This is a genomic window from Pseudomonas sp. WS 5146, assembly GCF_012985495.1.
Classification (GTDB): Bacteria; Pseudomonadota; Gammaproteobacteria; order Pseudomonadales; family Pseudomonadaceae; genus Aquipseudomonas; species Aquipseudomonas edaphica.
In genome coordinates this window covers 61,095-75,269 of sequence record NZ_JAAQWL010000007.1, presented here as the reverse complement: position 1 = coordinate 75,269, position 14,175 = coordinate 61,095, and the positions used below count along the sequence as shown (strand labels likewise).

Below are 14,175 nucleotides of genomic sequence, written 5' to 3'. Positions count from 1 at the left end.
GGGGTTCTGTTTTATTTGCAGGTTTCATGGGCGCGGGCCTGGGTGACGCGGTCTACGAGGTAGACCAGGCCGTGGTAATCGATACCGCCATGCTGGCTCAGGCCGATCTCGCAGGTGCGGCTGGTGGAAATGCCTTCGCTGCAATGTTGCACCGCGTCCTTGAGCGAGCGCAGTGAGTGGGCGTTGAGTTCCGGGGTGGTGAAGCCTTTATCGCCAGCGAAGCCACAGCAGTGAATGCCTTCCGGGATCACCACGGTGGTGGCGCAGCGCCGCACAAGGTCGATCAAGGCCTGGCTTTCGCCCAGGTGCTGGGTGCTACAGGTGACATGCACGGCGATGGGGGCTTGCTGTGGCGTGAAGTCGAGGCGGTCCATCAGGTGGGTGCGGATAAAACGCACCGGGTCGTAGAGGTCCAGGCGGGTTTCGCCGAGGTCTTGCACCAGCCGCAGGGTGCAGGGGCTGGTGTCGCAGTAGATCGGGTCGAGGCCGCCACGGCTGGCGTGGAGCAGGGCGCCGATCAGCTCCTGGCGCTTGTGCTCGGCTTGTTCGGCGTAGCCTTTGGAGGCAAATGGCTGGCCGCAGCACAGGCTGTCCTGGTTGTCGGGAAACACGACTTGGTAACCGGCTTTTTCCAGCAGGCCGCGGGTTTTGTCGTACAGCGACATCTGCTCTTTATCGTCGGCTGATGGGCCCATGGCGCGTGAGACGCAGGCGGCCAGGTAAACCACGCGCGGGCGCTCGTCTTCAACTGCCGGGCTGAAGCGGATGGCTTTTTCCGGCTGTGGCATGGCATTGCTCCACTGCGGGATCTGCCCCTTGGACAGCTGTGTGATTTTTGCCGAGAGCTTCGCCAGGCGAGGCGCGCCCAGCAGCATGCGCGCGCCATTGGCGACATGCAGGGTAAAGCGCGCACCTTGCATGGCCGTGGAGAAATGGCCGGCCAGCCAGTCGGCGGTTTTCGTACGGTCGGCGTCGCGAGCACGCAGCTTTTTCACCAGGTCGCCGGTATTGATGCCGACCGGGCAGCGTTGCGCACACAACCCGGTGGCGGCGCAGGTGTCGATGCCTTGGTAATGGTAGGCCGCTTCCAGTTCGGTGGTGTCGACGCCTGCGCGTCTCTTTGCCTGGATATCGCGCCAGATCACGATGCGCTGGCGCGGGCTGAGCGTCAGGCCTTTGGAGGGACACACTGGCTCACAAAAACCACACTCGATGCACTTATCCACAAGCTCGTCGGCCGCAGGCAGCGGTTTAAGGTGCTTAAGGTGGATTTGCGGATCTTCGCTCAGCACCACGTCGGGGTTAAGGATGCCGTTGGGGTCGAGCAGGCGTTTAAGCTGCCACATCAACTGGTAGGCATCGCTGCCCCATTCCAGCTCGACGAAGGGCGCCATATTACGGCCGGTGCCGTGTTCGGCTTTCAGCGAACCTCCGAACTCCACGGCTACCAACTGCGCCACATCGTCCATGAACGCCTGGTAGCGTGCGACTTCTTCACTGCTGTTGAAGCCTTGGGTGAACACGAAATGCAGATTGCCTTCCAGGGCGTGTCCGAAAAGGATTGCTTCGTCGTAGTGATGTTTGTCGAACAGCTCGATCAAGCGGTTTACGCCGATGGCCAGTTGCTCGACCGGGAAGGTCACGTCTTCGATGATCACCGTGGTGCCGGTTTTACGCACGGCGCCGACGGCCGGGAACGTGTCTTTGCGGATGGCCCACAGGCGGGCGTTTTCCAGCGGGTCCTGGGTGAAGTCGACCTGTTTTTCTACCGGGAAGGCGGCCAGGGACGCCATGATCAGCGCCAGTTGTTCCTGGAGTAATGAAGGTGATGCGGCACGGGATTCGATCAGCAGCGCGCAGGCGTTTTCCGATAGCTGCTGTACGAAAGCCGGCATGCCGGGTTTGTCCTGCACCGAGCGCATGCTGCGCCGGTCCAGCAACTCAACGGCGGAGACGGGTTGGGTTTTGAGCACCGTCACGGCATTGCAGCAGGTTTCCACGTCCGGGAACACAATCAGCGCCGAGGCCTTGTTCGGGTGGTCGATCACCGTGTCGTAGGTCACTGCGCTGATAAAACCAAGGGTGCCTTCGGAGCCCACCAGCAGATGGCTGAGGATATCCAGAGGTTCATCGAAATCCACCAAGGCGTTGAGTGACAGGCCGGTGGTGTTTTTCAGACGGTATTTGTGGCGGATTTTTGCAGCCAGTTCGGCATTTGCCCGCGTCTCCCGGCCCAGCGTGGCCAGGCGCTCCAGCAGCTCGCCATGCTGTTGGCGAAAGGCGCTGACACTGGCCGCGTCCTCGGTATCCAGGCGGCTGCCATCAGCCAGTACCAGGCGGATGCCGGCCAGGGTGTGATACGTGTTTTGCGCGGTGCCGCAGCACATGCCGCTGGCATTGTTGGCGACGATGCCGCCGATCTTGCAGGCGTTGATCGAGGCCGGGTCGGGGCCGATCTTGCGTCCGAACGGCGCCAACCACGCATTGGCCTGGGCGCCGATCACGCCGGGTTGCAGGCGGATCTGCGTGCCTTGGCCGCGAATTTCGCGGCCATTCCAATTGTCGCCCAGCACGATCAGCACCGAGTCGCTGATGGCCTGGCCGGACAAGCTGGTGCCGGCCGCGCGGAAGGTCACGGGTACGCGGTCGCGCTGGGCCAGATGCAGCAGCGCCACGACTTCGTCTTCTGACTCCACGCGAACCACCAGCTGTGGGATCAGCCGGTAAAAGCTGGCGTCAGTGCCGAAGGCGAGGGTGGAAAGAGGGTCGTCGAAGCGACGATCTTTCGGGATCAGTTGTGCGACGTCGCTCAGGAAAGCAGCAGGCAGGCTCATCGGTCCTCCAGAAATAGCTGACGCCGGCATCGTTGTCCGGCGTCGATTCTTACCCTGTTACGCGCAGGTTTTAGTGCACCAGCATACCGGTGAACCAGTAGGCCTGCGCCAGCGTGATCAGCCCGACGATGGTGGCAAAAAACAGGCTGTGCTTGAGGGTAAAGCGGAACAGGTCGGACTCTTTGCCCACCAGGCCGGTGGCGGCGCAGGCCACCGCGATTGATTGTGGCGAGATCATCTTGCCGGTCACGCCACCGCTGGTGTTCGCTGCTACCAGCAAGGTGTCGTTGACGCCGATCTGATGCGCCGTGGTGGCTTGCAGCGAGCTGAACAGGGCGTTGGACGAAGTGTCGGAGCCTGTCAGGAAAACCCCCAGCCAGCCGAGGAACGGCGAGAAGAACGGGAACGCAGCGCCGGTGCCGGCCAATACCAGGGCCATGGTCGAGGACATGCCGGAGTAGTTGGTGACGAAGGCAAACGCCAGCACCATGCCAATGGACAGGATCGGCCAGCGCAGTTCGTAGAAGGTCTCTTTTAAAGTGGTAAGACCAGTCTTGAGGTTGATTTTCAACACCAGCATCGAAATCAGTGCAGAGAAGAAAATCGCGGTGCCGGTGGCTGAAATCGGGTCCAGCTTGAACACGGCCGGAATCGCCGTGGGGTTGGTGACGATCGGGGCGACCTTGATCACCAGTTGATCCAGGTGCGGGATCGCGAAGTTGAACACCCAGCTGTACATCGAACCGCCGGCGGCGAACATCGCTTTGAACGGCTTGAGCGTCCAGATAGTGACCAGCACGGTGAGGATCAGGAACGGCGACCAGGCTTTGAAAATCTGCCCCAGGCTGTAAGGCGAGGCGACGGTTTGGCGTGGTTGACCGAAGCCACCTGCGCTGGCGGTGACCGCTGCGCCGGAGGTGGCGCCGGCAATTTGTGCGCCGGCGCTGCGTTTGGGCTGCCAGACTTTCAGGAACAGGGTCAGCGCTACCAGGCTGGCCAGGGCCGAGGTGATGTCAGGCAGTTCCGGGCCAATGAAGTTGGAGGTGAAGTATTGGGTGACGGCAAAGCTCAGGCCCGCAACCAATGCGGCTGGCCAGGTTTCGCGAACGCCGCGCAGGCCGTCCATCATGAACACCAGCCAGAACGGCACGAACAGCGACAGCAGCGGTAACTGGCGGCCGGCCATGGCGCCGATCTTGAACGAATCGATACCGGTCACTTGCCCGGCGACGATGATCGGGATGCCCAGCGCGCCGAACGCTACAGGCGCGGTGTTGGCGATCAGGCACAGGCCGGCGGCGTACAGCGGGTTGAAACCCAGGCCCACAAGCAGTGCGGCAGTAATTGCCACAGGGGCCCCAAAACCGGCTGCGCCTTCAAGGAAGGCGCCAAAGCAGAAGCCAATCAACAGCACCTGCAAGCGCTGGTCATCGGTAATCGACAGGACCGAGCTGCGGATGATTTCAAACTGCCCACTCTTGACCGTCAGTTTGTAGAGGAATACGGCGGCGACGATGATCCAGGCGATGGGCCACAGGCCGTAGGCAAACCCATAACCGGCGGCGGCCAGCGCCATGTCTACCGGCATCTGGAACGCGAAAATCGCCACCAGGATCGACAGCGCCAGGGTGATGCTGCCTGCCACGTGGCCTTTTAGGCGGAACACGGCCAGTGCCAGGAAGAAAAACACGATCGGGATAACGGCGGCCAGTGCGGACAGGCCAAGGCTGCCGAGTGGGCTGTAGAGCTGTTGCCAGGTTTGCATAATGGGGTGGCCCCTGATTGTTGTTGTTTGGTCAGCTTGGATAATTGGTAATACCAATTTACAGTCGCTGTCGGCTAGAGTAAAAGCCTTGGCAGGGGTGTGTCAATTTGCCGCCCACGAAACTTTGGTCGTAGCGGTGTGGGTGAGGTGTTCTGGTTGGGTCAATCGAAGGCGTTCTGATAGGTGCCGCAAGCGCGGCGATAGGCGAGAATAGAGGGCCTGGCGAGTGGTCGGGTTTGTGGAGAGTGAGTTATGGGGTTTGATCAGGTGCGTCAGCGCCGTTTGTCTGACGATATTGTCGAGCAGCTTGAGGGCATGATCCTTGAGGGCACGCTCAAGTCGGGCGAACGCTTGCCAGCCGAACGCGCTTTGGCTGAACAGTTTGGCGTGTCGCGCCCTTCGCTGCGGGAGGCGATTCAGAAACTCGCGGCCAAGGGGTTGTTGGTCAGCCGCCAGGGCGGCGGTAACTATGTGGCGGATTCTCTGGGTTCGACCTTCAGTGATCCGTTGCTGCACCTGCTGGAAAATAACCCGGAGGCTCAGCGGGATTTGCTGGAGTTTCGTCAGACTCTGGAAGCGTCCTGTGCTTACTACGCCGCATTGCGTGCTACTGAGGTCGACCGCGAGCGGCTGACCGCAGCGTTTGAGGCGCTGCAGGATTGCTACACCCGCGCCGATGAAGTTAGCCGGCTGGAAGAGGGCGCAGCGGATGCGCGCTTTCACCTGGCCATCGCTGAGGCCAGCCATAACGCCGTGTTGCTGCACACCATTCGTGGGCTGTTCGATTTGCTCAAGCGTAACGTGGTGACCAATATCGGCGGCATGTACCAGCAGCGTACAGAAACCCGCGACATGCTCATCAGTCAGCATCGGGATTTGTATTTGGCGATTATCGAAGGGCGCGCCGAGCAGGCACGGGAAGTCTCAACACGTCACCTGCTCTATGTGCAGGAAGTGTTGGAGGAGGTGCGTCAGGAAGTTCAGCGTGTGGCCCGGGCGGAGCGACGTAAAGGGATGTAGCCCGCGTGGGCTACACCGTCACAAGGATTACTCTTCCTTGCCCTTGTTGCGCACGGCGCGATGCAACTCACGGTTGGAGTCGCGCTCACGCTCGGTATCGCGCTTGTCGTATTCCTTCTTGCCCTTGCCCAGCGCGATCTCGCACTTGACCAGGTGCTTGCTCCAGTACCAGGACAGGCAGATACAGGCATAGCCTTTCTGCTGTACGGCGGCAGCGAGCTTTTCCAGTTCGCGGGCGTTGAGCAACAGCTTGCGCGTGCGCACCGGGTCGGCAATCACGTGGGTGCTCGCGGTGGTCAGCGGGGTGATATGACTGCCCAGCAGCCATGCCTCGCCATCTTTGAGCAATACGTAGCTGTCGACCAGTTGCAGCTTGCTGGCGCGCAGACTTTTTACTTCCCAGCCGGCCAGGACCAGACCAGCCTCGAACCGATGTTCGATGAAGTAATCGTGTCGCGCCTTTTTATTTTGCGCGATGGTCCCTGTGGGGTGTTTCTTTTGTTTAGCCATAGGGGCGGCATTATAGGGAGTTGCGAGCGTATCGGCTACGGTCAACCTGCGTGCTTGAGCGTGTTGGACGAATCCCGGACAATACCGGCAGTTCTCTGGTTTTTTTCTCTCGCGGATCGGGCTGTTCTTTCGCGATGTTTGCCTCAAGCAGTGGAAGTAACGCTCACATGACGACGCATATTCAACGTTCGGCTTTATTGCCTTATCCGGCTCAGGCGCTCTATGACCTGGTCAATGACGTAGCGCGTTACCCGGAATTCCTGCCTTGGTGCTCAACCGCCGAAGTGCTGGAAAGCAGTGATGAGCATATGGTCGCCAGTGTCGGGGTAGCCAAGGGTGGGCTTAGCCAGCATTTTGTTACGCGCAATGTGCTGGTGCCGGGCAAATCCATTGAGATGAACCTGCAGGAAGGGCCGTTCACCCAGTTGCATGGGGTATGGGTATTCAAGGCGCTGACCGACAAGGCCTGCAAGATCAGCCTGGACCTGTCCTTTGATTACGCCGGCCCGATTGTGCGGGCGACCTTGGGGCCTTTGTTCAACCAGGCGGCCAACACCCTGGTGGATGCATTCTGTCAGCGGGCCAAACAACTGCATGGTTGAGATTGAAGTGGTGTACGCCGCTGAGGACCGCCAGGTATTGCTGGCGGTGACGGTGCCTGCGGGCACCAGCCTGAGGGCCGCGGTGCTGGCGTCGGGGATTGCTGAGCAATTTCCAGGCTTGGTATTGGCGGATTGCCAACTGGGCATATTCGGCAAAGTGGTCGCCGATGCGCACGTGCGTGTTGCGCAGCCAGGTGATCGAATTGAGATTTATCGGCCCTTGCTGGCAGACCCCAAGGAAGTGCGCAGGCTGCGTGCGGCCAAGGCGGCCTTGGCGCGGCAGCAGAACCCATAAGGCTGCCAATCGGCAGGCAACAAAAAGCCCGGCATGCCGGGCTTTTTATCGAGCGCCGCAAAATTACTGCGGGCTGGTGTCCAGAGGCTGTGGCGTCGGGACAGGAACGGTCTGCACGCCGTCGACGTCCTTCTGGATCTGATCCAGCAAGGAGCCAGGCTTGGCCGGTACTTCGGACTTAGGCTTCTCTGCTTCCTGCGCTGGCGCAGTCACATTGGTGCCGTTGTCCTTGCCGAGCAAGGCTTCATCACGGCTTACGCCGGGCATGAAGTCACCGGACAGGCTCACAAGCTGGTCATTGCCATTGAAGATGACACTGACGCGCTCCTGCTGGCGCTCACCGCCACCTGGCTGGATGCTGTAGAGATAATCCCAGCGATCGGCATGAAAAGTGTCGGTCAGCAGGGGGTTGCCCATAATAAACCGTACTTGCCGTCGGGTCATTCCCGGGCGTAACTGGTCTATCATGTCCTGCGTGACGACATTGCCCTGCTGGATGTCGATTTTGTAAACCCCGGGGAATGAACAACCGGCGAGTGCGAGCAGTCCCACAAGGGTGAAACTGGTTAGCAAGAGCTTGGTGTTTTGCATCGGTGGGCGACTTCCACTATCTTGGCTGGGACAACGTAAACGCCGATCATACCCGTATTAAGAGAAGCTGCGAAGCAGCATCCGCGAGAAAGCTAACCATGGTTGAAAATAGCGAACTACGCAAAGCCGGTCTTAAAGTGACTCTGCCACGAGTCAAGATTCTACAAATGCTCGATTCTGCTGAGCAGCGCCACATGAGTGCCGAGGATGTTTACAAGGCGCTGATGGAGTCTAACGAGGACGTTGGCCTGGCCACGGTTTACCGTGTGCTGACCCAGTTTGAAGCCGCAGGGCTGGTGGTTCGTCATAATTTCGACGGCGGTCATGCAGTGTTCGAATTGGCTGACGGTGGTCATCACGATCACATGGTTGACCTGGATACCAATGAGGTTATCGAGTTCACCAGCCCGGAAATCGAGAAGCTCCAGCATCAGATCGCTGAGCAGCATGGATTCGATTTGGTGGACCATAATCTGGTCCTGTACATCCGTAAGAAAAAGTAAAAATCGACACAGATTTGCTCTGTGAAACGATAGAAGGCGACCCTAGGGTCGCCTTCGTGCTTTCTATAAGAGAGAAAATAGAGCGAAAAAAGCTCGGTTCAAGCCTTGGCTGCCACTACCATCTTCTTCGCGTGGGCCAGGGACTCTTTCGTCAGGTCGATGCCGCCCAACATCCGCGCCACTTCTTCTACCCGCTCCGATTTGTTCAGCTTGGACACGGCCGTATGCGTCGCATCGCTGCCGCGCACTTTGTGTACAAATAAATGCTGATGCCCTTGGGCGGCCACTTGCGGCAAGTGAGTCACGGTGAGCACCTGGCCACGCTCCCCAAGGCGGCGCAGCAGTTGGCCGACAATCTCCGCCGTTGGCCCGCCAATCCCCACGTCCACTTCGTCGAATACCAGGGTGGGTACCCGCGAGGTCTGGGCGGTAATGACCTGAATCGCCAGGCTGATCCGCGACAGCTCACCGCCGGACGCCACTTTCGCCAGTGCCTTGAGCGGCTGGCCAGGGTTGGCGCTCACCAGCAGCTCCACCTGTTCCAGGCCATGGGGTTGCAGCTCGTTGCTGGTGTTGGCGTGCAGCTCAATGGTGAAGCGCCCGCCAGGCATGCCCAGGCGTTGAATTTCCTGCTCCACGGCACTGGCCAGGCTGGTAGCGGCTTGCTGGCGCAGGTGGCTGAGCTCGCGGGCCTTTTCCTGGTAATGGCGGGCGAAGGAGGCGAGTTCATCGCCCAGCCTTTCAATGGATTCATCATTGGCGTTGAGGGTTTCGATCTCATCCAGCAGCTTTTGCTGCATCGTCGCCACTTCGGTCGGCTGGATGCGGTGTTTGCGCGCCAGGGTATAGATAGTGTCCAGGCGCTCTTCGATTTCTTGCAGGCGCGCGGGGTCGGCGTCGAAGTGGTCCAGGAAGCGATTCAGTTCCCCAACGGCTTCTTCTACCTGGATCTGCGCACTGGTCAGCAGGGTGGTGGCCTCGCTCAAGGAGCCCGACCCGCTGTTCACGCTCGATAGGCGATTGAGGCTGGCGGTCAGTGCGTTCAGTACATTGCCCGAATCACTTTCGCTGCATTGCTCCACCACTTGGCGGCAGATACCCAGCAGGGTTTCGGCGTTGGTCAGGTTTTTGTGTTCCTGCTCAAGTTGCTCCAGCTCGGTTTCGCCAAGGCCCAGGCTCTCCAGCTCTTCAAGCTGATAGCTGAGCAGTTGATGGCGAGCGCGTTGTTCGTCGCCGGAATTGGAAAGTCGCTCCAGCTCCTGGCGGGTTTGCCTCCAGCGCTGGGCGGCAAGCTGCACCTGGCGCGCCAGGTCGGTGGCGCCGGCGTATTCGTCGAGCAGGCGGCGATGAGTGTCGGTTTTCAGCAAGGATTGGTGTTCGTGCTGGCTGTGGATATCGATCAGCAAATCGCCCAGTGCCTTTAAATCGCCAAGCGGGCAGGGCGTGCCATTGATGTAGCCGCGTGAACGACCTTCCGCCGTAATGACGCGGCGCAGGATGCACGGGCCTTCATTATTAAGGTCGCGCTCGGCCAGCCAGGCCTCGGCTTCGGGAATATCGGCCAGGTCGAACGTGGCCAGAATGTCGGCCTTGTCTGCGCCGGGGCGTACCACGCCACTGTCGGCGCGGTCGCCCAGGGTCAGGCCCAGGGCGTCGAGCATGATCGATTTGCCGGCGCCGGTTTCGCCTGTGATTACGCTCATCCCGCGATCCAGTTCGAGATCCAGGTGTTCAACGATGGCGTAGTTATGTACGGACAGGTGCACCAGCATGACGGCCGCTCCCAGGCTTTAGGTCTGGTTATTTATACAGTGTTTTATTCAGGGCTGGCAATCCTGGTGCTTAGCTCAATTTGCTTGAGTGCGCGGATTTTTTAGCGCAAAGCGCAATGACGCTGCCGGAATTGATCCAGAGCAAGCGAAAGACTTTTGGTAACGCCTGCGCCCTTGAACCTGAAAATTGTGGCCCCATATACCGGAACAGAAGCGCGAGTTGAGTTCGCGCATGATTTTGAAAGGAGAAATCTATGGCTGACGAACAGACGCAGGATACGCAAACTCCAGACGCCAATTCGGCTGCCGGTGATGAACTGGCAACTCGTGTGCAAGTGCTCGAAGAGCAATTGGCCGCTGCGCAGGATCAATCTTTGCGTGTTGCCGCCGATCTGCAGAACGTCCGCCGCCGTGCCGAGCAGGATGTCGAGAAAGCTCACAAATTCGCGCTGGAAAAATTCGCCAACGACCTGCTGCCGATTATCGACAGCCTGGAGCGTGGCCTTGAGTTGTCCAACCCGGATGACGAAAACATCCGTCCGATGCGCGAAGGGATCGAGCTGACCCTGAAAATGTTCCAGGACACCCTGAAGCGTTATCAGTTGGAAGCCATCGATCCGCAAGGCGGTGAGCCGTTCAATGCTGAGCATCACCAAGCCATGGCCATGCAGGAAAGCCATGACCTGGAGCCCAACAGTGTACTGAAAGTGTTCCAGAAGGGTTATCAGCTCAACGGTCGCTTGCTGCGCCCGGCGATGGTAGTGGTGAGCAAGGCTCCTGCACCCGTTGCACCTTCTATTGATGAGCAGGCTTGAAATCAGTCGTAACGGCCCCATCTATAAGTCAAGCGTTTAAGTGCTACCGCAGTTAGCCACCACTGCTGCGGCAACCTAATTAAAGTTTCGGGAGAGTAAATCATGGGCAAAATTATCGGTATCGACCTGGGGACTACCAACTCCTGCGTCTCCGTGCTGGAAAACGGCGTTGCTAAAGTTATCGAAAACGCCGAAGGCGCGCGTACCACGCCGTCGATCATTGCTTACGCCAACGACGGTGAAATCCTCGTCGGTCAGTCGGCCAAGCGTCAGGCTGTCACCAACCCGCACAACACCCTGTACGCGGTTAAGCGTCTGATCGGTCGTAAGTTCGACGAAGAAGTCGTACAGAAAGACATCAAGATGGTCCCTTACAAAATCGCCAAGGCTGACAACGGTGACGCCTGGGTTGAAGTAAACGGCCAGAAAATGTCGCCGCCGCAAATCTCGGCTGAAATCTTGAAAAAGATGAAGAAAACCGCCGAAGACTACCTCGGTGAAGCCGTGACTGAAGCGGTGATCACCGTTCCGGCCTACTTCAACGACAGCCAGCGTCAGGCGACCAAAGACGCCGGCCGCATCGCTGGCCTGGACGTAAAACGTATCATCAACGAACCCACCGCAGCCGCTCTGGCCTACGGTATGGACAAGGCCAAGGGCGACCACACCGTGATCGTTTATGACCTGGGTGGTGGTACTTTCGACGTCTCCGTCATCGAGATCGCTGAAGTTGACGGCGAGCACCAGTTCGAAGTGTTGGCCACCAACGGCGACACCTTCCTGGGTGGTGAAGACTTTGACATTCGTCTGATCGACTACCTCGTTGACGAATTCAAGAAAGAAAGCGGCATGAACCTTAAAGGTGACCCGCTGGCGATGCAGCGCCTGAAAGAAGCCGCTGAAAAAGCCAAGATCGAGCTGTCTTCGGCTCAGTCGACCGACGTGAACCTGCCGTACATCACTGCAGACGCCACTGGTCCTAAGCACTTGAACGTGAAAATCTCCCGTTCCAAGCTCGAAGCGCTGGTTGAAGACCTGGTACAACGCACCATCGAGCCTTGCCGCATTGCGCTGAAAGACTCCGGTATCGATGTTGGCTCGATCAACGACGTGATCCTGGTTGGCGGTCAGACCCGTATGCCACTGGTTCAGAAGCTGGTCACCGAGTTCTTCGGTAAAGAAGCACGTAAAGACGTGAACCCGGACGAAGCGGTTGCCATGGGGGCTGCGATCCAGGGTGCGGTATTGGCCGGCGACGTGAAAGACGTTCTGCTGTTGGACGTCAGCCCGCTGACCCTGGGTATCGAAACCATGGGTGGCGTGATGACCGCGCTGATCGAGAAAAACACCACGATTCCTACCAAGAAATCGCAAGTGTTCTCGACTGCCGACGACAACCAGGGCGCTGTGACCATTCACGTGCTGCAAGGTGAGCGTAAGCAAGCCGCTCAGAACAAGTCCCTGGGCAAGTTCGACCTGGCTGAGATTCCACCAGCGCCACGTGGCGTGCCGCAAATTGAAGTGACCTTTGACATCGATGCCAACGGTATCCTGCACGTAGGTGCCAAAGACAAGGCGACCGGCAAAGAGCAGAAGATCACCATCAAGGCCAACTCCGGTCTGTCTGATGAAGAAATTCAACAGATGATTCGTGATGCTGAAACCAACGCCGAGGCTGACAAGAAGTTTGAAGAGCTGGCCGCTGCCCGTAACCAGGGTGATGCACTGGTTCACTCGACACGCAAAATGATCTCCGAAGCGGGCGACAAAGTAACCGCCGAAGAGAAAACCGCGATCGAGGCTGCTCTGGTTGCCCTGGAAGCCGCCGTTAAAGGTGACGACAAGGCTGCCATCGAAGCCAAGGTTGAGGAGCTGTCGAAAGTCTCCGCGCCGGTTGCCCAGAAAATGTACGCCGAGCAAGGCCAGCCGGCAGAAGGCGCTGCACAGCACGCAGAGCCTGAAGCCAAGCACGATGATGTTGTCGATGCCGAGTTCGAAGAAGTCAAAGAGCAGAAGTAAGTTGGTTGCCCGGTTGACCGCTATCAAGCGGTGACTGGTAGGATGTCGCCGCGCGGGAGCTTGCTCCCGCGTTGGCGTGTCTGGGGTATGTGAATTTTTACAGCATGCGACAAGGTTCGGGTGCTGGCGGTGTGATCGGGAATGCTCCTGCTTTCCGAGCAGTAAATACCGCATTTTTGGCCGGGTCCCTGGCTAAAAAGTAGTTATGACCAGGATCGTTGAATTGACGTGAGTTGGGTCCGGGCCTGTATTGGGGCTCAACGAGTTCGGCAAGGCTCAGGAGGGCCGGGCTGAACGTCCTTAAGAGTGCAAAGACTTATGGCAAAGCGTGACTATTACGAAGTGTTGGGTGTGGAGCGCAGCTCCAGCGAGGCGGACCTGAAAAAGGCTTACCGTCGCCTGGCGATGAAGCACCACCCGGACCGTAATCCGGATAGCAAAGAATCCGAAGAGATGTTCAAAGAGGCCAATGAGGCCTACGAATGCTTGTCTGATTCCAGTAAACGCGCGGCCTACGACCAGTATGGTCATGCCGGTGTCGACCCGAGCATGGGTGGCGGCGGTGCCGGTTTTGGTGGTCAGAACTTCTCCGATATTTTCGGCGACGTGTTCAGCGACTTCTTTGGTGGCGGCCGTGGCGGTCAGCGCGGCGGTGCCCAGCGTGGCAGTGACTTGCGTTACACGCTGGAGCTGAACCTGGAAGAGGCTGTGCGCGGTACCACGGTCAATATCCGTGTACCGACACTGGTCAATTGCAAGCCGTGCGACGGTTCGGGGGCCAAGAAGGGGTCCTCGCCGATTACCTGTCCGACCTGTGGCGGTATTGGCCAGGTGCGCATGCAGCAGGGCTTCTTCTCGGTGCAGCAGACCTGCCCGCGCTGCCATGGCCAGGGCAAGATCATTTCCGATCCGTGCGACTCCTGCCACGGCGAAGGTCGTGTCGAAGAGTACAAGACCCTTTCGGTGAAAGTGCCGGCGGGTGTTGATACCGGTGACCGTATTCGCCTGTCTGGCGAAGGCGAGGCGGGCACTCAAGGTGGCCCGACGGGCGACCTGTACGTGGTGATCAATGTGCGTGAGCACTCGATCTTCCAGCGTGATGGCAAACACCTGTTCTGCGAGGTGCCGATCAGCTTTGTCGACGCGGCATTGGGCGGCGAGCTGGAAATTCCGACCCTTGATGGTCGGGTCAAGCTCAAGATCCCGGAAGGCACCCAGACCGGCAAGCAGTTCCGTATCCGTGGCAAAGGCGTTGCGCCGGTGCGCGGTGGCGGTGCTGGCGACTTGATGTGCCGTGTGGCGGTGGAAACGCCCGTCAACCTCGGCCGTCGTCAGCGCGAACTGCTTGAAGAGTTCCGCAGCTCGTTGGAAGGCGATGACTCCCATTCGCCGAAAACCACCGGCTTCTTCGATGGCGTTAAGCGCTTCTTCGGCGACTTGTAAGGACGT

Annotated in this window: 12 protein-coding genes; 7 read left to right on the top strand and 5 right to left on the bottom strand. The window is 59.0% G+C overall.

From position 1 onward, the window contains the following. Positions 1-11: 11 nt before the first annotated feature. The gene (locus tag HBO41_RS18605; protein WP_099547632.1) at positions 12-2,834 is read right to left on the bottom strand and encodes an FAD-binding and (Fe-S)-binding domain-containing protein; all 2,823 of its coding nucleotides are present in this window, start codon (positions 2,832-2,834) and stop codon (positions 12-14) included. Between the two features lie 70 nt (positions 2,835-2,904). Beyond that, positions 2,905-4,599, bottom strand: coding sequence for a lactate permease LctP family transporter (locus HBO41_RS18600; protein ID WP_138452902.1), 1,695 nt, complete (start codon positions 4,597-4,599; stop codon positions 2,905-2,907). 252 nt (positions 4,600-4,851) lie between these two features. Here HBO41_RS18600 and HBO41_RS18595 point away from each other — a divergent pair, with 252 nt between their 5' ends. After that, complete coding sequence (locus HBO41_RS18595) at positions 4,852-5,619, top strand: GntR family transcriptional regulator (RefSeq protein WP_017139269.1); 768 nt, start codon at positions 4,852-4,854, stop codon at positions 5,617-5,619. Between the two features lie 27 nt (positions 5,620-5,646). Here HBO41_RS18595 and smpB read toward each other — a convergent pair whose 3' ends face one another. Further along, positions 5,647-6,129 carry an SsrA-binding protein SmpB gene (gene smpB, locus HBO41_RS18590; RefSeq protein WP_003176160.1) on the bottom strand — a complete coding sequence of 161 codons (483 nt, stop codon included), beginning with the start codon at positions 6,127-6,129 and terminating at the stop codon, positions 5,647-5,649. Between the two features lie 167 nt (positions 6,130-6,296). Between smpB and HBO41_RS18585 the strand changes: the two genes are divergently transcribed. Both HBO41_RS18585 and HBO41_RS18580 read left to right on the top strand, forming a co-directional pair. Beyond that, complete coding sequence (locus tag HBO41_RS18585) at positions 6,297-6,731, top strand: type II toxin-antitoxin system RatA family toxin (protein WP_005791512.1); 435 nt, start codon at positions 6,297-6,299, stop codon at positions 6,729-6,731. Beyond that, positions 6,724-7,026 carry an RnfH family protein gene (locus HBO41_RS18580; protein ID WP_017139268.1) on the top strand — a complete coding sequence of 101 codons (303 nt, stop codon included), beginning with the start codon at positions 6,724-6,726 and terminating at the stop codon, positions 7,024-7,026. The genes HBO41_RS18585 and HBO41_RS18580 overlap by 8 nt, the downstream gene beginning before the upstream one ends. 63 nt (positions 7,027-7,089) lie before the next feature. Here HBO41_RS18580 and HBO41_RS18575 read toward each other — a convergent pair whose 3' ends face one another. After that, complete coding sequence (locus HBO41_RS18575) at positions 7,090-7,617, bottom strand: outer membrane protein assembly factor BamE (protein ID WP_017139267.1); 528 nt, start codon at positions 7,615-7,617, stop codon at positions 7,090-7,092. A gap of 98 nt (positions 7,618-7,715) precedes the next feature. On the opposite strand from HBO41_RS18575, the gene fur reads away from it, so the two are divergent. After that, positions 7,716-8,120 carry a ferric iron uptake transcriptional regulator gene (gene fur / locus HBO41_RS18570; protein WP_017139266.1) on the top strand — a complete coding sequence of 135 codons (405 nt, stop codon included), beginning with the start codon at positions 7,716-7,718 and terminating at the stop codon, positions 8,118-8,120. Positions 8,121-8,218: 98 nt separating this feature from the next. On the opposite strand, the gene recN is transcribed toward fur, so the two are convergent. Next, positions 8,219-9,892 (bottom strand): DNA repair protein RecN, encoded by a 1,674-nt coding sequence (gene recN, locus HBO41_RS18565; RefSeq protein WP_169987309.1) that lies wholly within the window; start codon positions 9,890-9,892, stop codon positions 8,219-8,221. 254 nt (positions 9,893-10,146) lie between these two features. On the opposite strand from recN, the gene grpE reads away from it, so the two are divergent. The 3 genes from grpE to dnaJ all read left to right on the top strand — a co-directional run bounded on the left by grpE (position 10,147) and on the right by dnaJ (position 14,169). Beyond that, positions 10,147-10,707 carry a nucleotide exchange factor GrpE gene (grpE, locus tag HBO41_RS18560; protein ID WP_017139264.1) on the top strand — a complete coding sequence of 187 codons (561 nt, stop codon included), beginning with the start codon at positions 10,147-10,149 and terminating at the stop codon, positions 10,705-10,707. A 102-nt stretch (positions 10,708-10,809) separates the two neighbouring features. Beyond that, positions 10,810-12,726: a molecular chaperone DnaK gene (gene dnaK / locus HBO41_RS18555; protein WP_099547635.1), complete on the top strand. Its 1,917-nt coding sequence runs from the start codon at positions 10,810-10,812 to the stop codon at positions 12,724-12,726. Positions 12,727-13,044: 318 nt separating this feature from the next. After that, a complete protein-coding gene (gene dnaJ, locus HBO41_RS18550) occupies positions 13,045-14,169 on the top strand; it encodes a molecular chaperone DnaJ (protein ID WP_099547636.1) in 1,125 nt (374 codons plus the stop codon). The last annotated feature ends 6 nt before the right edge of the window (positions 14,170-14,175 follow it).